Here is a 20,055-nt window from a genome sequence, read left to right as displayed (position 1 = left end):
CGCGGTGATGTGGTTCCACCGCGATGACCGAGCGAGCCACGAGAACTTCCGGGCCCTGCTTTGACGCTCGGTTTGTCACGTCAGCGTCTTTTTCAGATCTCTGTCGTCAACGGGTGAAACCTTACCCAGCCTTGGCGAGGAAGTCTAGGACCGCGAGACCAGATTTTCTCGGCGCCTGTTCAGCGGTGTGTCACACCACCGCGCCGCGGGGGGCGACCTCGATGGCGGCGACCCCGCGGCCGTAGAGCACGACCAGCCGGTCACCGTGTTTGCCGTGCAGCGCGCCGGCGTCCTCGGACAGCGTCGCGATGACGTGTCCGATCAGCTCATCCTGACTGGACACGTCGGGACGGTCGTAGGTGATGTCCATGCGTTCGCCGCCGATGAGCCGGACGCGGAGCACAGTGCTGGCCATGTCATCGACACCTCTCCAGGAAGCGCTCCACCAGGGAATTCAGGCGGCAGTCCGATCCTACGCCGGTTCACGGCGCCGGCATGCTGCTCGGATCGGCCGGCCAGCACCGCGTCCGGCACGCCGTCTGCCCCATCGTCGTCATCCCGGCACAGGGCCGCCCGCCGGCGCAGCGGCGTGGGCGAGCGCGGACGGGGTGCGGCAGCCGACGATGGCGGGCGCCTCCCGGATCAGCGCGTCGTCGGTCAGCGCCTCGACCATGAACCGGGCGAAGTCGATCCGCCGCGTGGTGTTGCTCTTGAGGATGGGGTCGCCGACGTGCCGGCTCCAGACCGGCAGTCCCTGGCCGTCGCCCTCCTGCAGGTCGCTGCCGCGCACGACGGTCCACCGGGTGTCGCTCGCGAAGATCCGCCGGCAAGCCTCCACCTGGTCGTCGAGGTCGGCGAAGCGGAAGAGTTTCGCCACCGGGCCGCCGATCTTCACGAGCGCCTGGAGCTTCCACGAGTACCTGTCCAGGCCGTCGCGGGTGATGTGCCATCCGCACGAGAAGATCAGCCGTGCGCCGGGCTTCGCGCTGTCCAGGACCGCCTGGGCGGTGCGGGTCGAGTACCGGTCGACGCCGCGCGGGACCAGCACGGTCAGCACGCCGTCGCAGCCGTCGACAGCGCGTTTGACGACCGACCGGCTGTCGGTCTGCCCCGCCACGACGGTGATCTGGTCCCGGAACATGTCGAGCTTGCCGACGCTGGCCTCCCGGCAGACGGCTACGACGTCGTAGCCGCGGTCCAGGGCGTGCCGCACCATGTAGCGCCCGAGTTTTCCGGAGGCGCCGATGATGCAGACGCGGGGTTTCGCGTACGAGGGTGTGCTGGTGTTCTCGGGGGTCGTGTCCATGACTCTCTCCTCGGCCGCGGCCGGTTTCGTGCTCGAGTAGTACCTGCGTGAGGAACGCACTCGATCGCTGCGGCGGCGAGGAAGACGTCGGAGAACCCGCTACGGCCGAATACCGTCACCGGGGTCCGGGGTGCTACCCCGACCCTACGCCTGTTCGGACCGGGCCAGCGGATTGCTTTGCTGCGCCGGGCGCCGGAGCGGCCGAACAGGCGTACGGTGAGCGCATCGCCCCAGTCCCCGGCACCCCACACTCCTTCGAGGAGGTGCCGGCATGGCCATCACCCCGATCGGGCTGTGGGAACTCGGGGGCAGGCCCTCCACCGGGCGGCCCCTCCTGCCCATCACGATGGGAGTTCTCCACCATGAAACGCCTGACCCACGTCCTGACCATCCTCGCGATGGCCTTCACCGCCGTCCTGATACCCACAGCCGCCTCCGCCTCCGGCACCGGCCACCACGGGAACCGCGGCTGCGTGTCCGTGCGGCCCGAACCCGGCTTCTACGCGGGCGGCCGGGTCGGCACCGCGGTCCTCACCGTGCCGGACTCCCGCTGCAGCACGATCAGCGTGTCCCACGTCAAGGACCCGGCCAACCCGTCCGACCGCTGCCAGACCTTCCTGCTCGGGTTCTACCCGCTGGGTGAAGACGGCAGCCTCACCTACACCGAACCGGTCACCGCGTGCGGCCGGCACAGCACGGTCCTGGCCCGCAACGTCCCCGACGGCACCGAGTACATCGTCCTGTACGACGTCGACTACCTGGAGCAGCGGATCCAGTTCCGAGTCCAGCACTGACGCACCCGGCACTGCGGAAGCGTGCCCCGAGGACGGTCGTCACGCATGGTGACGACCGTCCTCGCGTTCATGACGGACTCCTCCCGTACGCGCACGTACCTCCACCGCCGACCCAATTCGGCTCGGGCGGGAGGGCCGAACGTCCTGGCGGAGGCGAGGCTGGCCCAGTCCGGGTCCGAGTGGCCTCTACCTCAGCGGCCGGCTCCGACCGATCCGGTCATGCGGGCCTTTCGGCCCTGATGCCTCCGCCGGTCCCGCCTTAGCCTGCAGGTGAGGGCTACGGCCATTCTCCTGACCTGGGAGCCGAGATGTACGTCCTCAGGAAAGTGCTGTGCACGGCCGGCCTGCACGTGGGTCAGTGGTCGCTTCCCGGTGCCCGATGCGAAAGCGTCCGTGTCTGTGACGTGTGCGGGAAGACGGACGAGAAGGTCCATCACACCTGGGGTGAGTTCACCTGCATCGCTGCCGACCAGTGCCGGCAAGAACGGCGCTGCCAGCGATGCGGCACCACGGATGCCCGGACCATGCACGACTGGGACCTGTGGCGCTACGCCAACTGGGAGTACAACGCGCCGCAGTTCCGCGAATGCCGCCGGTGCCACGAGAAGGAGAAGACTCGCGCCACGATGCACTGACGCGGCGGGGGCCAGCGACCACGACGTCGACGAAGCCGGAGATCGCCATGACCAGGCCCGAGCAATACGTGACCCGCGCCGAGGCGCGCACCGCCCTCGAGGCTGCCGCCCGGGAGTCGCTGCGAGCGCCGTCGGTGTTCAACACCCAGCCGTGGCGGTGGCGCCTCATCGGCGATGTGCTGGAGCTGGCCTCCGATCCCTCCCGTCGCCTCGGGGCCACCGATGCCGAGGGGCGCCTGTTGCTGATCAGTTGCGGCGGCGCCCTCCATCACGCGGGTGTGTCCCTGGCCGCCGGAGGCTGGCGGGCCGAGGTGCGGCGTCTGCCGGACGGTCAGCACCCCGACCTGCTGGCCCGCATCCGGATCACGGGGCGCACCACCCCCGACGCGCACGCGAAGGAACTGGCCGCCGCCGTCCACCGGCGGCGCACCGACCGCCGCGCGTTCGACGCCCGCCCGGTGGACGAGCAGACGCTGGATCGCCTGCGCCGGCTCGTCGAGGACCAGGGCGCCTACCTGCATGTCGTGCCCGACGATCGGGTGCCCGAACTCGCCGTCTCGGTCGACGAGGCCGCCGACGCCAACGTCGACCAGGCGCATCACAGTGAGCTGACCGAGTGGACGCACCGGCCCGCCTGGACCGGTGACGGAGTGCCCGCCACCACCGCCGTGCAGGCCAGCCTGCGCCGGGTGCCGGTCCGCGACTTCCTCCCGGACGGCTCCCCCGGCATGCTTCCCGGCGCCGGCCACGACGAGGGCGCCGCGTACGTGATCATTTTCGGGTCCTCTGACGCGCCGGTCGACCTGCTGCGCGGCGGCGAGGCGATGTCGGCTCTGCTCCTGCAGGCGACCGCCGAGGGGTTGGCAACCGCCCCCATCAGCGAGGCCGTCGAGGTGGCCTGGCCGCGTCGTCTGCTGAGCCGGCTGTTGTCCGGAGTCGGTGAGCCCTACCTCGTCGTGCGACTGGGATACGTCGAGGAAACCGACACCGTGCCTCCCTCGCCCCGCCGTCTGCCCACCGACGTCATCACCGTCGAGGACTGAGGAATCCGGAAGCGGTGGGATCACCGAAGCGCCTCACCAGGAATACCGGGTAGTCGGCGGCGACTCGTTCGAACGCCGCCACGGGGGCATGCCGATCAACCGGGATGTGCGGCCGTGCCCCCGGAGCCTTCGCGAGGTAGCGGCGCAGTATCGGTGCTCTGCGCTCCACCGCCACCTCGCTGAGGTGGACTCTCTCGCGGCGGCCGTGACTCAGCACCGCGTCCCCGCCGGCCGCCCGCACGTTGGCGACCCAGTTGGCGTCGTTGCCCAGCATCGACACCAGGTACTCCCGGCCTTCGTACCGGGCGACCACGAGAGGGCAGGAGACGGTACGGCCGGTACGGCGGCCGGGCACCTCCAAGGTGACCCAGTTGCCGGGTACGAGGAATCCGGCCCGGTACTGCACGGCCGAGAGGCGATTCAGCGCGCGGGCCAGCCGGTGCGGGCGGCCGCCGCGATACATCCAGCGTTTCAGTGAACTCGCGATCAGCATGACGGCTCCTGCGGGTGGCGGAGAGCTCGATCAGACGGCGGCGTGCGGCCGCGCCGATCTGCCGAGCCTCTCAGCGCGCTGCCGGATGCCGTGCAGCATCCGGCGTTCCATGATCAGGCTGCCGACGGCGAGCAGCACGGCGGCTCTCATCGCGGCGCCCTCACCTTCGGCGTACCGGAGCGACCGGAGGCGCCCGGGATCCGTGTCCGAGACCGGAACCCCGGTCCGCCGTACACCAGGCCTTTCATGATCGTCTCCTTCCGGTGCCGTTCCCCCTCACACTCGTCCTGTCGTAACCGAACGGATAGGGACGTCCGGCCCTACAGGGTGAGCCGTCATCAGGGCTACCCATGAGGAAGGAGCCACCGCCGAGACAGCGAGGGGCGCGACCGTGACCAGATATGTGTACGACTTCGTCGAGGGTGACAAAGACCTCAAGGACCTGCTCGGCGGCAAAGGAGCCAACCTCGCCGAGATGACCCGGATGGGGCTGCCCGTCCCGCCCGGGTTCACCGTCACCACCGAGGCCTGCCGGGAGTATCTGCGGACCGGATCGATGCCGCCCGGGGTGCTGGCCGAGGTCGAGGACCACTTGCGGCTGGTGCAGAACCAGGTCGGCAAGACCTTCGGCGACTCCGGCGATCCGCTGCTGTTGTCGGTGCGCTCCGGCGCGAAGTTCTCCATGCCGGGGATGATGGAGACGATCCTCGACATCGGCCTGAACGACGCGAGCGTCACGGGGCTCGCACGGCAGACCGGTGACGACCGTTTCGCGTGGGACTCCTACCGGCGGCTGATCCAGATGTTCGGCAAGACCGTCTTCGAGGTGCCGGGTGAGGCGTTCGACGAGGAACTGGCCGCGGCCGGCGGGATGGACGCCGACCTGAGCACCGCACAGCTGCGGGATCTCGTGTTCGCGTACAAGAAGGTGTTCCACACCCACACCGGCCGTGACTTCCCGCAGGGGTCGCACGAGCAGCTGTTCCTCGCGATCGGTGCGGTGTTCCGCTCGTGGAACGCCGAGCGTGCCACCCTGTACCGGCGGCAGGAACGCATCCCGCAGGACCTGGGCACCGCGGTCAATGTGATGGCGATGGTGTTCGGCAACCGCGGCGAGGACTCCGGCACCGGCGTCGCCTTCACCCGCGATCCGGCCACCGGCCGGCGTGGCGTCTACGGCGACTACCTACGCAACGCGCAGGGTGAGGACGTCGTCGCCGGCATCCGCAACACCATGAGCCTGTCCGAGCTGGCCGTCATCGACCCGGCCGGCCACACCCAGCTGTTGTCGATCATGCAGCGGCTCGAGCAGCGCTACCGCGACCTGTGCGACATCGAGTTCACCATCGAGAACGGCAAACTCTGGATGCTGCAGACCCGCGTCGGCAAGCGCACCCCAGGCGCCGCGTTCGTCATCGCCGCCCAGCTGGTCGACGAGGGCGCCATCACCCTCGACGAGGCCCTGCAACGGGTCACCGGCGACCAGCTCGCCCAACTGATGTTCCCCAGCTTCGACACCACCGCCGCTCCTCCGCCGCTGACCACCGGCGTCCCGGCTTCCCCGGGCGCGGCCGTGGGCGCGATCGTCTTCGACTCCGCTGCCGCGGCGGCCGCGACCGGACCGGTCATCCTCGTACGCCGGGAGACCAACCCCGACGACCTGCCCGGCATGATCGCCGCGCAAGGCATCCTGACGTCGCGTGGGGGCAAGACGTCGCACGCCGCCGTGGTCGCCCGCGGCATGGGTAAGACCTGCGTCTGCGGCGCCGACGAGCTGCTCCTCGACGGTGGCTCGGTCACCGTGGCCGGGCGCACGCTGCGGGCCGGCGATGTCATCTCGATCGACGGCACCAGCGGCAAGGTGTACGCTGGCGCGGTAGCCGTGCGGCCCTCCCCCGTCGTGCGGTACTTCGAGGGTGAGCTCACCGCCCACGGCGATCCGCTGCTGTCCGCGGTGGAACGCCTCATGATCCATGCGGACCACGTCGCCCGGATGGAGGTGCACGCCAACGCCGACACCGGCGCCGACGCCGCCCGGGCCCGCCGCTTCGGCGCGTCCGGTGTGGGTCTGTGCCGCACCGAGCACATGTTCCTGGGCGACCGCCGGGAGCTGGTCGAGCGGCTGATCCTGGCCGAGGACGACGCCGCGCGTACCGAGGCCCTGGCGGCTCAGCTGCCGTTGCAGCGCGCCGACTTCGTGGAGCTGTTCGCCGCGATGGACGGCCTGCCGGTCACGGTGAGGCTGATCGACCCGCCGCTGCACGAGTTCCTGCCGCCGCTGGAGGAGCTGACCGCGCGGGTGGCCCGGGCCGAGGCGCTCGGCACCGATCCCGGCCGGGACGCCACGCTGCTGGCGGCCGTGCGGCGCATGCACGAGCAGAACCCCATGCTGGGCCTGCGCGGCGTACGCCTCGGCCTGGTGATTCCCGGACTGTTCGCCATGCAGGTCCGGGCCATCGCCGAGGCGGCGGCCGCCCGCGTCGCGGCCGGTGGCGACCCGCGGCCGGAGATCATGGTTCCGCTGGTCGGCGCGGTCCAGGAACTCGAGACGGTACGCGCGGAAGCGGAAGCCGTGCTGGCCGGTGTGCCGGGAGCGCCGCCGATCCGGATCGGCACCATGATCGAGGTGCCGCGGGCGGCCCTCACCGCCGGACACATCGCGGCCGCTGCCGAGTTCTTCTCGTTCGGCACCAACGACCTGACGCAGATGACGTGGGGTTTCTCCCGTGACGACGTCGAAGGGGTGTTCTTCGGCCGCTACCTCGGTCTGGGCATCTTCGCGGCCTCACCGTTCGAGACCATCGACGGCGACGGTGTGGGGGAACTGGTACGCATCGCCGTCGAGCGCGGCCGCGCCGCCCGGCCGGACCTCACCGTCGGCGTCTGCGGCGAGCACGGCGGCGACCCGGCCTCGGTGCGCTTCTTCCACGACGCCGGCCTCGACTACGTGTCCTGCTCACCGTTCCGCATCCCGATCGCCCGGCTCGAGGCCGGCCGCGCCGCGACCGGCGCGTCCGGCTCGGACAGCCGATAGGAGGGCAGCAGGGACGACGGCAGGCGGAGCGGGCGGTCACGTCCTTCAAGAACGCCATCCTCACGCTGGCGCAGTCCGGCGCCACCGAACTGTCCCCTGCCGACGCCACGGCGATGCTGACCGACTTCGCGGACGACCTCACCAAGGCCTCCGAGGGCGCGAGCCCCGAGATGACCGCAGCCCTCAAGGCGAACATCGACGCGGCCCTCGACGCCGCGAAGGACAAGGACCCGGGGACGGCCCTCGACACGCCGGAGACCGCGAAGGCCGGCAAGGAACTCAACGCTCTCTGCAAAGCGCCCGGAGCGGGAGAGCGCGTCAGGGGCCACGCCGGCGTACTGACGATGAAGGGCTTCGTCAGGTGAGGGCGCTGGGTTGCTTCGGGGCCGGGCGCGGTGCTGATGATGTGCTCGCCGGATGCAGAACGGCACGGACGCGGTCGAGTAGTTCGTGGCTGGTGAAGGGTTTCTCGACGAGGGTGACACCGTCGGGCAGGGTTCCGTTCTCGGTGAGGACGGGTTCGGCGTAGCCGGACATGTAGAGCACGGGTATGCCGGGGCGGCGCTTCTTGACCTGAGCGGCGACTTCGTTGCCCATCATCCTCGGCATGATCACGTCGGTGAGGAGCAGGTCAATCGGGCCGGGGTGGGTTTGGGCGAGGTGAATCGCCTCGGTGCCGCCGGTGGCGGCGAGTACGTGATACCCGGCGCGGGTCAGGATGCGGGCGGTGACCTGGCGCAGGTCGTCCTCGTCCTCGGCCATGAGGATGGTTTCGTGTGGTCGCGTTTCGGTGGCTGGTTCGGCGGCCGGGATGACAGCGGGCACGGCACTGGGATCGGCGGGCGACTCGACGGCGGGCAGGAGGATGGTGACGGTGGTGCCGATGCCCGCTTCCGAGTAAAGGCGTACATCGCCGCCTGCGGCGGTGGCGATGCCGTAGACCGTTGCCAGGCCGAGTCCGGTGCCGGAGCCTTTGGGTTTGGTGGTGTAGAACGGCTCGAAGGCCCGTTCGATGACCTCGGGGGGCATGCCACTACCGGTGTCGCTGACGCGGAGGCGTACATACCGGCCGGGTCGCAAGATGTCGCCGGTGGTGTCGTCGTCGGCGAGTTCGGCATTGCTCGTATCGATGGACAGGGTGCCGCCGGCGGGCATCGCGTCTCGGGCGTTGACGGCCAGGTTGAGCAGGATCTGTTCGAGTTGGCTGGCATCGGCGTAGATCTGCCACAGCTGCCGGTCGAAGCTGGTGATCAGATGGATGTGCTCGCCGAGCGAGCGGCGCAGCATTTGTTCGACGTCACCGATGACATGGTTGAGCGTGAGCACGGTGGCCTGGGTGATATCGCGCCGGCCGAAGGCCAGTAGTTGCTTCGTCAGCCGGGCCGCGCGTTCGGCGGCCCGGCTGACCTGCCCGAGATCCTTGCGGACCTCGGCCAGGTCGGCCGGGACGAGAGTGGGGTTCTCCAGGGTCTCCAGGACCATCTCGGTGTAGTTGCTGATCACCGCGAGGATGTTGTTGAAGTCGTGTGCCACACCGCCGGCGAGTTCACCGAGGCTCTCCAGCCTGCGAGCGTGTTGCAGGCGACGCTCGCCGGCGTCGCGTTCGGCCTGAGTGATCAGCCGTTCTCGTTCGGCTTGGGCGATCAGGCGGTCGGTGACGTCACGGATGGACGTGGTCACGATCATGCCCTTGTCGGTCTCGACAGAGGAGAGGCTGATCTCGGCGGGAAACTCGGTGCCGTCCTTACGTACGGCGGTCAGCGCCTCTCCAGCACCCATCGGCCGGTTACGGGGATGGGTGAAGTAACCGTCGCGGTGGCGCACGTGGGTGGCGCGCAGCCGTTCGGGGACGAGGACGTCGACCGGCTGGTCGAGCAGTTCTTCGCGGGGATAGCCGAACAGCCGTTCGGCCTGCGCGTTGATCAGCGTGATGGTGCCGTCGCGGGTGACACCGACGATCGCGTCGGGGGCGGCTTCCAACAAACCCTCGAACATCGCCTCGGCGCGCTGTCGTTCGCTGATGTCACGGGAGATCGACGCCACTCCGGTGATCGCGCCGGTGGCGTCGGTTATCGGTGACAGGGTCAGCGAGACGGTGATCGTAGTGCCGTCCTTATGGCGGCGCGTGACCCGGTACTGGTCGATGTTCTCTCCGGCGGTGATGCGTTGCATCAGCTGTTGCTCGGCGTGCTCCTGCCCCGTTGGGAACAGCATGGACGCGTGCCGGCCGAGGGCCTCGTCGCGCCGGTAGCCGTAGAGTTGCTCGGCTCCGGGATTCCAACTGGTGATCACGCCGTTCAGGGTCTTGCCGATGATCGCGTCGTGTGACGACTCGACGATCGCAGCGAGACTTTCGCGTTCGGCCAGAGTCTGTGCCCGCCCGGCCAGCGCTGCGGCGTGCCCGGCGAGTTCGGTGAAAGCCTCGATGTCGTCCTCGGTGAACAGGCTGCGGAAGCGGTTGAGCAGCAGTAGCGCGCCACGGCCGCCGGACGTGTCCACCGGCATCGCGGTCACGAAGCGGGTATCGGTGGCCTGAGCGAACATCACCGCCAGCGTCGGCGGACGCGTCCATCCCGCCAGCGCGTCGATCGGGACATCGGCGGCCAGGAGTTCGTCCAGGCTCGCCCTCGTGCACTCGAGCTTGCTCACCGGCCGGGCGGGGCAGCCGACCACCTGAAACGACTGATCCGGCGCCGGCATCAGCACCACCACCGTGTCCGCGCCAAGCACCGCCGTAGCGTCGTGGCAGTAGCTCTGCCAGGTCCGGGTCGACTCGTTGGCAGGCACAGCCAGCAAGCGGCGCATCGGCGCATGGGTAGCACCTCGGGCCCACATCCGACGCACCCCATACGGTGGCACGAAGGCGAGTAGATACAGCAGACCGGAGACCACGGCGAGCACTCGCGATCCGACCACAGCGCCGGTCGCTGAGAGCATCAACGCCGCACCGAACAAGCCGGTCCCGGCGGACGCGAACCAGAGCCGGGCACGTGCTGCGCCGCCGCGCCGACGGGCTTCGACGGCGAGAAGCCACGCCGCGACCATCTCCACGGCGAAGAAGACGATCACCGCCGGCCAGACCGCTGGTCTCGGGATCGGCCGCGTCGCCGATACCAGTACCGGCACGGAGCTCAGCACCCACAGCGCCCCGGCCACCGGCAGACACCACGAGCGCAACGGACGTAGCCGGCCGACCAACCGCAGCGTGAAGACCGGTTTGGCCAGCAACAACCCGATAGCGAGGATCATCACGGGCTGTGGCGGCGCTCCCACGAACAGGCGGACGAGCCCGAGCACGAACAGCATCGCCACCGCGGCGAACATCAACATCACGTCACGCAGCAACGGGTCACGGCGCCGCAGATATCGCCAGGACACCCACAGCAGGATGAACGCGAACAGCGAAGTGACCAAGATCAGCGCCATGACGACCTCTGTCTCGCCGACAATACCCTTCCAATCAGGGCAATACATTCCAGGGTATGACAAGGCGGGACTGAAGAAGGCTCAGAACACCGAACGCCGGATGGCCGGTGTTCCGGGACGGCTCGCGGTCGCGAACGTGCGGGACGACGTCCGCCGGACCGCCTCCGTCGCCGCGCCGCTGCTCGATCACCGGGACCACCAATGTGCTGACCACCTGGTCGGCGACCCGGGCCCCGGCCGGCCTGCCACGCCGACCTCAGCGGTTGGCCTCCTGCCAGGCGCCGGGTCGCTGCCCGGTGCCGTGGACGAAGAAGGCCGAGAAGTTCGAGGGGTCGGCGAACCCGAGCCGTTGCCCGCAGCGGCTCGGGCTGAGCCCGTCGTGCGCCAGCAGGCGTTTCGCTTCGAGCAGGAGCCGTTCGGCGAGGAACTGTTTAGCGGTCCGGCCGGTCGCCGCCCGGCATGTGCGCGAGAGCGTACGGGCCGACCAGCCGAGCGTACGAGCGTAATGGCCGACGTCGTGGTGGGTCCGGAAGTCCGCCTCGACCGCGTCCCGGAACTGCCGGAACGTTTCGTGAGCGGTCAGAGCCGCGGAGCTGGGCGGATTGAGGCGCAACAGCAGCGCCGACACCAGCAGGGCCGGTAACTCCCGATCGCCCGCCGCCTTCGATTCGAGCCGTAGATGACTGAGCGCCGCCGTCAGCAGCCGCCAGGTGGGCCCGTCCACCGGCCAGCACCCGGCCGGGCCGCCGGCGACGAGATCCCGGGTCAGCGGTGTGACCGGCACGGTGGGCTCGAACAGCACCAGGTCACCGGTGATCCGCTCGACGTCGTTCCATCGGTGGACCACACCGGGCCGGATCCACGCCACCACCCTCGAGGCGAGCGCATGCGTCGCGAAGTCGATCGACACCTCGCCCCGGCCACCGCGCACGAACGCCAGCACGTGGAAGTCCGCCCGTTGCAGCCCGCCGTCGTTGCGGGCCCGCAAGGTCGCGAACGACATCACCTCCACCGGCGCGGCGGTGTCACGCGCAGGGCGGTAGGTCATCTGCCGGATGGTCGTCACGTGTCCATTTTTCACCACGCCCGGTCCGCGCTCAGCACTGCCATCGCAGCATGTCAGTGCTGAAGTTGAGGGCATGACCGACAACGAACTCACACCCACTTATCACCATCGTCCGGGCACCGGACCGACACTCGTCTTCCTGCACTACTGGGGCGGCTCGTCGCGCACCTGGCAGCCGGTGATCGACCGGCTCGGCGAGCGGGCCACCGTGACGATCGACGCGCGCGGCTGGGGCGGGTCCCGCCACCTGCCCGGGCCGTACTCCCTCGATCGCATGGCCCAGGACGTCAGCCGCGTCGTGTCCGAGGCCGGCCTGACCAGCTACGTCGTGATCGGCCACTCGATGGGCGGCAAGGTGGCCCAGCTCTTCGCGTCGACCCACCCGCGGGAACTCGCCGGCGTCGCCCTGGTCGGACCGGGTCCGGCCAAGCCCGCTCCCGCCGTCACACCGGCCTACCAGCAGCAGTTGGCGCAAGCCTACGACTCGGCGGAGAGCGTGGCCGGGGCCCGCGACCACGTCCTCACCGCGACCGCACTGAGCAACGAGGCCAAGGCACAGGTGGTGGCCGACTCGCTGAGCGCCGCCAGCCCCGAGGCGCGTACCGCATGGCCGTTGCACGGCATCGCCGAGGACATCACCGCCGCCGCGCGCGCCATCGCTGTCCCGGTGCTGGTCGTCGCCGGCGAGCACGACGTCGTCGAACCGGTCGGCGTCCTGCGGACGAATCTGCTGCCTTATCTGACTCGGGCCGAGTTCCGCGTGCTCCCCGGCACCGGCCACCTGATGCCGCTGGAAGCGCCGGACGCCCTCGCCCAGGCGATCGCCGAGTTCGCCGACGCTGTCACCACGAATGAGGCGTCCGGCGGGTGACGCCCTGGTCAAGCAACCGGCACCGCGCGGGGTCACCCAGAAGGCGGGCAGATCGGCATCACCCGGACAATCGGATCTGACTCACTCCAGTGATGGCCCGATTCGAAGAAGACATGCGCGTCCGCCTCGTCTGTCATGCCGTGCTGACCCTCGGTTTCCTTGCCCGCCCATGCGGCGGGCAAGGGGAACCGCTCAACTCCGCAGAGTTGGGAAAGTTCGAGGCGCTGATCACCGCTGCCCGCTTGTCGATCAACATCAACGACTTCGCGCTCGTCGCGCTCCTCGGCTTACTGGGCCTGCGGATCTTCGAGGCCTGCGGCGCCAACATCGCCGGCCGGATGGACCGGCACGCGGCCACCCGGCGACTCAAGCACCTGGCCGAGACCGCCGACCTCCGGATCCCGAAGATGCACCCGCACATGCTGCGCCACACGTTCGTGACCACCATGCTCGACGCCGGCGTCAGCCTCCGCGACGTCCAGATCACCGCCCGCCACGCCGGCCCCCGCACCACCATCCGCTACGACCGAGCCCGCAAGGACCTCGACCGCCACCCCAACTACATCCTCGCCGCCTTCATGGCATCCGGAACGTAGCCGACATCAACGCACGCCCGTGCCGATGACAGTGCACGCGCTCAGGCCGTTGGTGATGCGCCATAACCATGCCCGTCACACCGGGTAAACGCGGTACTGCAGCTTTTCGTCGTACCGGAGACCGGTTACTGCCGTGATGATCGACCAGAGGAAGTCCTCGTCTGGGCCCCAGGACGGCAGGGCGATCTCGGCCTCGACCGGCAGTGGCGTTCCTTCGTCCTCGACGGCCACACCATCGGCGTAGACGTAATGCCGAGTTCGTTCGCCATTCGTGAACAGCGTGAAGCCGTATGTGCTCGAAACGCTGCTGAAGAAGACCACCAAAGCGTCGGCCGCGTCGGTCGGCTCCCAGCCCATGACCACATCCATCATCGGGTTCCAGACCTGCACCCAGCCACCCGACTCGGCGGCATAGAGGGCGTCGGGCTTGAGGGCGCTTGTAGCTTGGTCGGCTCCGACCAGTTCGCCGCTGAAATCCGTGATGGCGAGGTCGTCCACAGCCTCGTCTGCAGTCACGTCCTGACGGAAAAGCACCGAGGTGTTCCAACCCATGATCAAACCTTTCCTTGTACGGGGGGCCGCCGCCCATTGTTCAGGGCGGCACCGTCAGGACAACGTGGGAGGGCGCTCTCGCGCGAGACCTCGACGGCTTTGCTCGCAAAGAAGACCCCGTGAACGTCTTCCGTTCATCGCCGCTGAGCAGACTCCGCCGTCCTGCTGGCCATCTCAGGTCAGTCGCCGACACCGCAAACGGCGCCCTCATCCGCCGCATTGCGCGCGGGATCCTTCGGGAAGGTGGCCGCTCCTATCGGAGCCCAGCGTGCCGCCGCTGGTCGAGTCCCACCAGACAGCTCAGGACGACGACGATGCCGCCGAGAGAAGATGGCACGAAAGGCAACTGCAGTAGCCGGCTGCAGACGTACCCGAGCGTAGCGCCGATTAGAGACAGCGCTATGACCGCTGCCCAACCGGCAGCATTGAGCTGCTCGCTTCGGAACAGCCGGACCTTGCCACGGCTAGCTCGCCAGCGCGACACCCGGCGGTAGTCAGCGAATCGCCGTTGCATCCAGTGCACCTTCCGAGCATCGCCGGACGTTCAGTCATCATCACACCAGCAACGGGAAAGGGCCAGCGGGATCCGGTGCACCTACCTGCCGATGTGAGTGCGTCGTCTTGGTCCGGCAGATGGCTGGGAATAGGGTCCGGATTCGCGTGGGCGATGGCCCCAGCCACAACGTTTCGCTTGATCAACTAACCCGCACATAGGACGATTTCATTGTGGCACTACTCGTTGAGATTCATGTACCGCTGACCCCGACGCCGAACCTCCCGCCGGGGACCTATCCGCTGCCCTGGATCGAGCAGGTGGAGGACTTTCTGGTTGAACTGGAGGAGGACGGCGTCGCCGAGTCGTACGACGAGGGGACCTCGTTCGGCGATTACTTCGTGTTCTTCCTGACTGGAGCGGGCGAAGCCAGCCTGTTAGCCGCGGCCTCTCGGGTGGCAGCTCTCGACGGTGTGCCGGCCGGAGCGTTCGCTTTGGTAACCGACACCGAGGCACCCGACATGGGCACCGGCCGCCGGATCGATCTGCCAGCCTGACCGCACCCCTGGCCGAGGCAGACGCCGTATCTGGCCGACCTGCCCAGCCGCCCAGCGAGCTGAACTGCCGAGTTGAGTACATTAGATCGGCTCGGTCGGCGGCAAGTGTGGCTGCGGTGTTCCGCCTTTGCTGATGTATTCCGCTCGCGCATCGTCCAGGCTTTGGCGGCCGTTCGGCCCGCCTCTGATGATGAAGCTGTCGTGCTCGTCTTGACCGTCGTCCTCCCAGGAGCACTCGCTACAGATCTCGTAGCCGCCGCGTTCGGACAGCGTGGCGTGGCCACAGCAAGGGCAGGTATATGACACGTCTGAAACCGGCGCGAATACATTTTGCCGCGAGGTATAGGCCTCGAACCACTCCGAACGCCGGCGAACGAGTTCGTCGTCCGAAACCGATGGATCGTCGTGGGGGCCACGGATTACTGGATCAGGCTGCACGAGGACATTCTGCGACGAGGAAGATGGGCTGGCGAATCGGTTTCGGGCGTCCGGATCTGCTGCGATCCGCGCGCCTGCCAGGCCGTGGCAGGGCCGTCGCTGATGGCGCTGCTGCCGTACTCGATAGGCTCGGCGTTGTAGTCGTTCACCAGCAGTGTTGCGACGACCGGCTGAATCCGCCCCGCCCGGGTGGACCGTGACAAGGCGCCAGAATCACTCACCGCCAATCCCGGGAACCGTGCCTAGGAATCTGTCACCCTGTCGTCCGCTGTTGTTCCCACGACGGCCTCAGTCCCCGCAACGATCCTGGGAAAGCTGGACAAAAGCCGGGATCGCCCCAGCTGGATCTGACGAGTCTTCGGCGCGACCTTGCCCGCTTCCGGCTGCTCGGAGGCGCCGCCCGCCGGGGGCGAACAGCCGACGGTGGTTCTGGACCGCCTGATCGACCCGCTGGTTCTCTGCAACATCTTCCTGCTCCACTTCGTGCAGATCCCAGTAATCGCGGTGCAGGCGAGCACGGTGAAGGTGTCGTGGACCGCGACCACGCCGGACGTCAGCAAGCGCAATTGTCTGCTGTATCCGGGAAGGCGGCCGGCACCGAGGTGTTCTACGACGTCACCACCGAGGAGAGCCTGCATGTGCCGTCCACCCAGATCCTGCTCAAGTTCCCGCACACCCGTACGGTGTGGGATTCCGGCTGCGAATGAGCGGTTTCGAACCCACACGGCGCGGCGTCAGTGTGACGCCGTCCAGTGGGTGCAGCGGGCCATCGTCTCCGCGAGGGTGACGGTCTCCCCCAGGTCCGGAGTACGGCACCCAGGGCTTGCCGGCCGTCGCATGTGTGTCTGCCAGAGGTGCAGCAGCCAGTCCCAGTCGAAGTCCGCCGATGTCGTGACCTGGTTTTGACGAAGACACAGCCGGACCGAGGGGCCGGAGGGGTGGCGACTGTCCTGCCGGCATATTTCGGCCATTCCCGGGCTGTCCGGGTCTCCTCCTCCTCGAACACGATGCTGTAGCCGGGACGCCCGGTGGGGATCTCCACGGTGTTGACCCAGGACACCCCGGCGCTTGAAACTTCATGGCCCTTCCCGCCGTACACGGGCTCGGGCTCGGCGAGTTCGCCGTACAGCCAGGCCTGGCGCGCTCTGAGCGCGATGACGAAGTCTTCGCCCGGCGTCAGATGGCACCACCGTGTCTCGGGTCCTACCTCGGGCAACGACGACGTGAGGTGGCGTTGAGCGGCATCGGCCGTCTCCGCGGCCCAGGCGTGCTCGCCTTCGGCGAATCGCGTGAGAAGTTCCCAGGTGAGCGTCCGCCAGCGGGAGCCAGCGGCCGGATGCAGCGGCAGCCTGGCCGGGAAGATGAGGGCGAGCGCGGCATCCCTCTCACCGGGCTTGAGGGTTCGATGTATCGCTCGAGTTGGTGTTCCCCCAGACCCGACAGCATCTTGACCTCGATGATCGCCCCGTCGTTCTTGTTGTTCAGGTCGAGCAGGTGACGCACAGCCGGCGGGGGTGACGGTGTCATGAGCGCACCCTAATCGTCGCCCTCCCTCGACCGCGGTCGATTAGCACGAGGCAAGCCGCACGTCCACCAACATATGGCAAACACTCGATTCCCCGAATACGCGAACCTCGCCGTTTCCGGCAATTGAATCGGGTCCGACGTAAGCGACGGAATGCGCTACGTGTTGTGTCATTCGTCGCAGCCTTCAGGTCTGTCGGCGCGTATCGGCCGGGAGGAGGATTCGGTTTCACCCCCAATATCTGGAGACTCGATGATGGACTCATCCCTCCGCCGCCGTGCGCTCTTCACCGCCGGCGGAGCAGTCGCGGGATCGATCGCGCTCGCGGCCACCGCCGCACCCGCCTCCGCGGCATCCGACGCCCCCACCACCCCACGGGCTGCTTTGAAGGCTCTACTCGACGGCAACCGCCGGTTCGTGTCCGGCCACTCCCGGCACCCCCACCAATCGGTACGCCGCCTGCACGAGGTCGCGGCCGGCCAGCACCCGTTCGCGGTGCTGCTGGGCTGCGCCGACTCGCGGGTGTCCCCGGAGCTGCTGTTCGATCAGGGCATCGGCGATCTGTTCGACGACCGGGTCGCCGGCAACATCGTCGACGACCTGCTGCTGGGCAGCATGGAGTACGCGGTCGAGGAGTTCGCTCCGCCGCTGCTGGTGGTCCTCGGCCACGAGCGGTGCGGCGCGGTGTCGGCGACGCTGAACGCGGTCGCGAACAACACCACGGCGCCCGGTCACATCCAGACCATCGTGGACGCGCTGCGCCCGATCGTGACGCCGTTCGTGAACGCGCCCGACGGCGTCGAGCAGGCGGTCCGCGCCAACATCACGGCGCAGGTCGCCGCTCTGATCGCCGGCAGCGAGATCATCCGGGAGAAGGTGGAGAAGCGGGAGATGGCCGTCGTCGGCGCCCGCTACGACCTGGACACCGGCCTGGTGACGGTGCTGTCCTGACGGAATGACCCCGGTGGTCGCTGCCACGGTCGGGGCAGCGACCACGCCGGGTTGGACGCCGGGATCCGGCCGGCGGTGGTGGAGAAGGGCGGGTCAGGTCGCTGCCTGCAGCCAATCGATGCGGTGGCGCAGGATGGGGCCGAGTGACTTCTCCGGTTTCATTGCGAAGCGAAAGAAAAGCGGCATGACCAAGGGCATCATGGCTTTGGCGAGCGGGCCCGGCACCTTCACCTGGTTGATCCGGGCAGCCTGGCCGCGATTTGCTCGACTCGGTTGCGGCGCAGTCTTTCGTACGCGGCGAACGCGTCGGTGACGTCGGCGATGTCACGCAGACAGCGGGCCAACTCGATGGCGCTCTCGATGGCCAGCGATGCGCCCTGTCCAGAGCTGTTGGACGGCGCATGCACGGCGTCGCCAACCAGCGCCATCCGGGCGCGGTGCCAGTGCGGCGCCCTCGGCATGATGTGCAGGGCGCCGTTGGCCAGCAGGTCCGCCGGGTCGGTGCCGCGGAGGATGGCGGCGCCGGGGTCGTCGTCGCCGTAGGTCTGCAGGAGTATCGCCATCCACTGCTCGCCGGGGATGGCCCGGGACTCCGCGATGCTCATCGGCCGGTGCGGAAGGTTGACGCCCCACACGGTGCCGCCGCCCGGTGTGGCCCAGTAGAGGTAGTAGCCGTGCTTGCCGAACGCGAACGTAGCGGTGTCGGGGTCGACCGGCACCTCGGTCGCCGATCGACCCTCGATCGAGACCATTCCCGTGAACCGCGGCTCCGGGGCGGACGGATCGATCAGCTTGCGGACGGTGGAATGCACGCCGTCGGCCCCGATCAGCACGTCGAACCGGCGGGTGTCGCCGTCGGCGAAAACTGCCGTGACAGCGCCGGGTTCCTCGCGTACCGAAGAAAGGCGTTTTCCGTGCTCGATGCGTATGCCTTCCGCCGCGACCCTGTCGTGCAGAAGGCGGTAGAGGTCACCGCGCCGGATCATCTGCAACGGGCCGGCGCCGCTGAGCGATGGCAACCGAATCAGCTTGCCGTTGAGTGACAGTTGCTGGTGATGGATCGGCTGGCCGGTCGGCTCGACGCCGACGATCTCGAGCGCTGCGACGCCGTTGGGGGCCAGCCCGAACGTGCCGCCGAGCCCTTCGGCCGAGGTCCGGTGGTCTTCGAAGATGGTGGCCTCGATACCGGCTTTGTGCAGGGCCAGCGCCGTGACCGGCCCGGCGATGCCAGCGCCGATCACGGCGGCGGTTCGGACGGTGGGCATGGTGGATCTCCTTCGCGTCGTCGCGTAGCGATCGTCGCGGGAGACCCGGCTATCCTGTGGTTGCCGCCATCGGGCCGGGCCTTGCTCGCGCACGATCGGTTGCTCCGGCGGCCTGTTCCAGCAGGCCGCCGGGGTCTTACTGTTCTGCGTCCGGGTTGATGTGGCTTTCGGCGAGCCGGCGCATCTCGTCGGGGATCTCGCCGGTGTCGTGCGCCCGCCGCCACTCGGCCAGCCCCGGCAGCGTGCCGCCGAGCAACTCGGCGATGAGTGACCGCATCCATGCGGCCTCCGCGGTGAGCATGGCCCGGTCGTACTCCGCCTCGATGAGGAAGAGGCGAGGAACCTTCTCGGCTTCGTGCGCGAGGGTCTCGTCGAGCGCCGAGATCCGCTGTTCAAGCTCAGCGAGGCGTTGTTGCAGCAAACCCGTGACCTCGTCCGGGGCGAGCGCGGACATCACCGACAGGCCGGCCCGGAAACGGGGATGCTCCCGTTCCGCGGCCGACAACAGCTCCCGGATCCAGTCGACCAGTTCGGCCCGGCCCGCCTCGGTGATCCGATAGACCGTGCGCTCGGGCCGGCGCCCTTCCCTCGTGCTCTCGACCTCATTGAGGAAGCCGTGCTTGGCGAGGTTGCCCACAACCGTGTAGAAGGAGCCCCACTTGATCTCGAGGTCGCTTTCCTTACCCCAGCCACGCAACGTGCTGGCCATCTCGTAGGGATGCATCTGCCGGAACGCGACAGCCGAGAGGATGGCCAGGCCCATCAGATTGCCGACTCGCCGCCGTCGAGCCATCGGTGCCTCCTCCCTTGGCGGAGCCTCCGGGCTCAGATACTCGCTGACGAGTATACGTCGACGAGGTCGCTTTGAACACGCCTGCCGCGATACCCCGCGATCCGGGTGCGTCCGCGACATCTGAAATGCCGGGCGACCGGGATGACTTGGGCGTCGTAGCGGAACAGGCTGCGGATCACAGAGGCGGGTGATGCTCGCGTCGCTAGGCAGGTCGCTG

19 protein-coding genes are annotated in these 20,055 nt (G+C 68.5%); 10 read left to right on the top strand and 9 right to left on the bottom strand.

Going from position 1 to position 20,055, the window contains the following annotated elements; genetic code table 11:
- Positions 1 to 190: 190 nt before the first annotated feature.
- Both EP757_RS22435 and EP757_RS22430 read right to left on the bottom strand, forming a co-directional pair.
- On the bottom strand, positions 191 to 415 hold the full coding sequence (locus tag EP757_RS22435) for a hypothetical protein (RefSeq protein ID WP_127549007.1): 225 nt from the start codon (positions 413 to 415) through the stop codon (positions 191 to 193).
- 138 nt (positions 416 to 553) lie between these two features.
- Positions 554 to 1,306: an NAD(P)-dependent oxidoreductase gene (locus tag EP757_RS22430; protein WP_127549005.1), complete on the bottom strand. Its 753-nt coding sequence runs from the start codon at positions 1,304 to 1,306 to the stop codon at positions 554 to 556.
- Positions 1,307 to 1,668: 362 nt separating this feature from the next.
- Here EP757_RS22430 and EP757_RS22425 point away from each other — a divergent pair, with 362 nt between their 5' ends.
- The 3 genes from EP757_RS22425 (at position 1,669) to EP757_RS22415 (ending at position 3,778) form a co-directional block, all read left to right on the top strand.
- Complete coding sequence (locus tag EP757_RS22425) at positions 1,669 to 2,100, top strand: hypothetical protein (RefSeq protein WP_127549003.1); 432 nt, start codon at positions 1,669 to 1,671, stop codon at positions 2,098 to 2,100.
- A 404-nt stretch (positions 2,101 to 2,504) separates the two neighbouring features.
- Positions 2,505 to 2,735: a hypothetical protein gene (locus EP757_RS22420; protein WP_127549001.1), complete on the top strand. Its 231-nt coding sequence runs from the start codon at positions 2,505 to 2,507 to the stop codon at positions 2,733 to 2,735.
- A 47-nt stretch (positions 2,736 to 2,782) separates the two neighbouring features.
- The gene (locus EP757_RS22415) at positions 2,783 to 3,778 is read left to right on the top strand and encodes a nitroreductase (protein WP_127548999.1); all 996 of its coding nucleotides are present in this window, start codon (positions 2,783 to 2,785) and stop codon (positions 3,776 to 3,778) included.
- On the opposite strand, the gene EP757_RS22410 is transcribed toward EP757_RS22415, so the two are convergent.
- Positions 3,762 to 4,271 (bottom strand): nitroreductase/quinone reductase family protein, encoded by a 510-nt coding sequence (locus EP757_RS22410; RefSeq protein ID WP_232049943.1) that lies wholly within the window; start codon positions 4,269 to 4,271, stop codon positions 3,762 to 3,764. The genes EP757_RS22415 and EP757_RS22410 overlap by 17 nt on opposite strands.
- Before the next feature lie 391 nt (positions 4,272 to 4,662).
- On the opposite strand from EP757_RS22410, the gene ppdK reads away from it, so the two are divergent.
- Together ppdK and EP757_RS22400 are read left to right on the top strand one after the other, a co-directional pair.
- A complete protein-coding gene (gene ppdK, locus EP757_RS22405) occupies positions 4,663 to 7,305 on the top strand; it encodes a pyruvate, phosphate dikinase (RefSeq protein ID WP_127548997.1) in 2,643 nt (880 codons plus the stop codon).
- A 113-nt stretch (positions 7,306 to 7,418) separates the two neighbouring features.
- Positions 7,419 to 7,670 (top strand): hypothetical protein, encoded by a 252-nt coding sequence (locus EP757_RS22400; protein WP_127548996.1) that lies wholly within the window; start codon positions 7,419 to 7,421, stop codon positions 7,668 to 7,670.
- On the opposite strand, the gene EP757_RS22395 is transcribed toward EP757_RS22400, so the two are convergent.
- Together EP757_RS22395 and EP757_RS22390 are read right to left on the bottom strand one after the other, a co-directional pair.
- Positions 7,663 to 10,779: a PAS domain-containing sensor histidine kinase gene (locus EP757_RS22395; protein WP_232049942.1), complete on the bottom strand. Its 3,117-nt coding sequence runs from the start codon at positions 10,777 to 10,779 to the stop codon at positions 7,663 to 7,665. The two genes, EP757_RS22400 and EP757_RS22395, sit on opposite strands and share 8 nt — an antisense overlap.
- A gap of 208 nt (positions 10,780 to 10,987) precedes the next feature.
- Positions 10,988 to 11,797: an AraC family transcriptional regulator gene (locus EP757_RS22390; protein WP_127548994.1), complete on the bottom strand. Its 810-nt coding sequence runs from the start codon at positions 11,795 to 11,797 to the stop codon at positions 10,988 to 10,990.
- Positions 11,798 to 11,870: 73 nt separating this feature from the next.
- Here EP757_RS22390 and EP757_RS22385 point away from each other — a divergent pair, with 73 nt between their 5' ends.
- Entirely contained in the window at positions 11,871 to 12,668 is a 798-nt protein-coding gene (locus tag EP757_RS22385) for an alpha/beta fold hydrolase (RefSeq protein ID WP_127548992.1), read from the top strand.
- A gap of 206 nt (positions 12,669 to 12,874) precedes the next feature.
- Positions 12,875 to 13,264: a tyrosine-type recombinase/integrase gene (locus EP757_RS22380; protein WP_197725349.1), complete on the top strand. Its 390-nt coding sequence runs from the start codon at positions 12,875 to 12,877 to the stop codon at positions 13,262 to 13,264.
- A gap of 75 nt (positions 13,265 to 13,339) precedes the next feature.
- On the opposite strand, the gene EP757_RS22375 is transcribed toward EP757_RS22380, so the two are convergent.
- On the bottom strand, positions 13,340 to 13,816 hold the full coding sequence (locus EP757_RS22375; protein WP_127548988.1) for a hypothetical protein: 477 nt from the start codon (positions 13,814 to 13,816) through the stop codon (positions 13,340 to 13,342).
- Between the two features lie 726 nt (positions 13,817 to 14,542).
- Between EP757_RS22375 and EP757_RS22370 the strand changes: the two genes are divergently transcribed.
- Entirely contained in the window at positions 14,543 to 14,866 is a 324-nt protein-coding gene (locus EP757_RS22370) for a hypothetical protein (RefSeq protein WP_197725348.1), read from the top strand.
- 81 nt (positions 14,867 to 14,947) lie between these two features.
- Here EP757_RS22370 and EP757_RS22365 read toward each other — a convergent pair whose 3' ends face one another.
- On the bottom strand, positions 14,948 to 15,304 hold the full coding sequence (locus tag EP757_RS22365) for a CPCC family cysteine-rich protein (protein ID WP_197725347.1): 357 nt from the start codon (positions 15,302 to 15,304) through the stop codon (positions 14,948 to 14,950).
- Positions 15,305 to 15,870: 566 nt separating this feature from the next.
- Between EP757_RS22365 and EP757_RS42865 the strand changes: the two genes are divergently transcribed.
- Together EP757_RS42865 and EP757_RS22360 are read left to right on the top strand one after the other, a co-directional pair.
- The gene (locus tag EP757_RS42865; RefSeq protein ID WP_160165842.1) at positions 15,871 to 16,011 is read left to right on the top strand and encodes a hypothetical protein; all 141 of its coding nucleotides are present in this window, start codon (positions 15,871 to 15,873) and stop codon (positions 16,009 to 16,011) included.
- A 1,070-nt stretch (positions 16,012 to 17,081) separates the two neighbouring features.
- Positions 17,082 to 17,780 carry a carbonic anhydrase gene (locus EP757_RS22360; protein WP_127548984.1) on the top strand — a complete coding sequence of 233 codons (699 nt, stop codon included), beginning with the start codon at positions 17,082 to 17,084 and terminating at the stop codon, positions 17,778 to 17,780.
- 227 nt (positions 17,781 to 18,007) lie between these two features.
- Here the strand turns inward: EP757_RS22360 and EP757_RS22355 are convergent, their stop codons facing one another.
- Both EP757_RS22355 and EP757_RS22350 read right to left on the bottom strand, forming a co-directional pair.
- Positions 18,008 to 19,045, bottom strand: a complete 1,038-nt coding sequence (locus tag EP757_RS22355) for an FAD-dependent monooxygenase (protein ID WP_232049941.1) — start codon at positions 19,043 to 19,045, stop codon at positions 18,008 to 18,010.
- A 136-nt stretch (positions 19,046 to 19,181) separates the two neighbouring features.
- The gene (locus EP757_RS22350; RefSeq protein ID WP_127548982.1) at positions 19,182 to 19,838 is read right to left on the bottom strand and encodes a PadR family transcriptional regulator; all 657 of its coding nucleotides are present in this window, start codon (positions 19,836 to 19,838) and stop codon (positions 19,182 to 19,184) included.
- Positions 19,839 to 20,055 lie beyond the last annotated feature (217 nt).

The sequence above is a fragment of the Actinoplanes sp. OR16 genome (genome assembly GCF_004001265.1).
Classification (GTDB): Bacteria; Actinomycetota; Actinomycetes; order Mycobacteriales; family Micromonosporaceae; genus Actinoplanes.
The sequence above is the reverse complement of the archived record's forward strand: the minus strand, read 5'-3'. Positions and strand labels throughout refer to the sequence as shown.

What these genes read in the sequence shown, in the direction of transcription:
- EP757_RS22435 (WP_127549007.1), bottom strand. Translation starts at nt 415, where the DNA reads ATGGCCAGCACTGTGCTCCGCGTCCGGCTCATCGGCGGCGAACGCATG.
- EP757_RS22430 (WP_127549005.1), bottom strand. Translation starts at nt 1,306, where the DNA reads ATGGACACGACCCCCGAGAACACCAGCACACCCTCGTACGCGAAACCC.
- EP757_RS22425 (WP_127549003.1), top strand. Translation starts at nt 1,669, where the DNA reads ATGAAACGCCTGACCCACGTCCTGACCATCCTCGCGATGGCCTTCACC.
- EP757_RS22415 (WP_127548999.1), top strand. Translation starts at nt 2,783, where the DNA reads ATGACCAGGCCCGAGCAATACGTGACCCGCGCCGAGGCGCGCACCGCC.
- EP757_RS22410 (WP_232049943.1), bottom strand. Translation starts at nt 4,271, where the DNA reads ATGCTGATCGCGAGTTCACTGAAACGCTGGATGTATCGCGGCGGCCGC.
- EP757_RS22400 (WP_127548996.1), top strand. Translation starts at nt 7,419, where the DNA reads ATGCTGACCGACTTCGCGGACGACCTCACCAAGGCCTCCGAGGGCGCG.
- EP757_RS22395 (WP_232049942.1), bottom strand. Translation starts at nt 10,779, where the DNA reads ATGTATTGCCCTGATTGGAAGGGTATTGTCGGCGAGACAGAGGTCGTC.
- EP757_RS22385 (WP_127548992.1), top strand. Translation starts at nt 11,871, where the DNA reads ATGACCGACAACGAACTCACACCCACTTATCACCATCGTCCGGGCACC.
- EP757_RS22375 (WP_127548988.1), bottom strand. Translation starts at nt 13,816, where the DNA reads ATGGGTTGGAACACCTCGGTGCTTTTCCGTCAGGACGTGACTGCAGAC.
- EP757_RS22360 (WP_127548984.1), top strand. Translation starts at nt 17,082, where the DNA reads ATGATGGACTCATCCCTCCGCCGCCGTGCGCTCTTCACCGCCGGCGGA.
- EP757_RS22355 (WP_232049941.1), bottom strand. Translation starts at nt 19,045, where the DNA reads ATGCCCACCGTCCGAACCGCCGCCGTGATCGGCGCTGGCATCGCCGGG.
- EP757_RS22350 (WP_127548982.1), bottom strand. Translation starts at nt 19,838, where the DNA reads ATGGCTCGACGGCGGCGAGTCGGCAATCTGATGGGCCTGGCCATCCTC.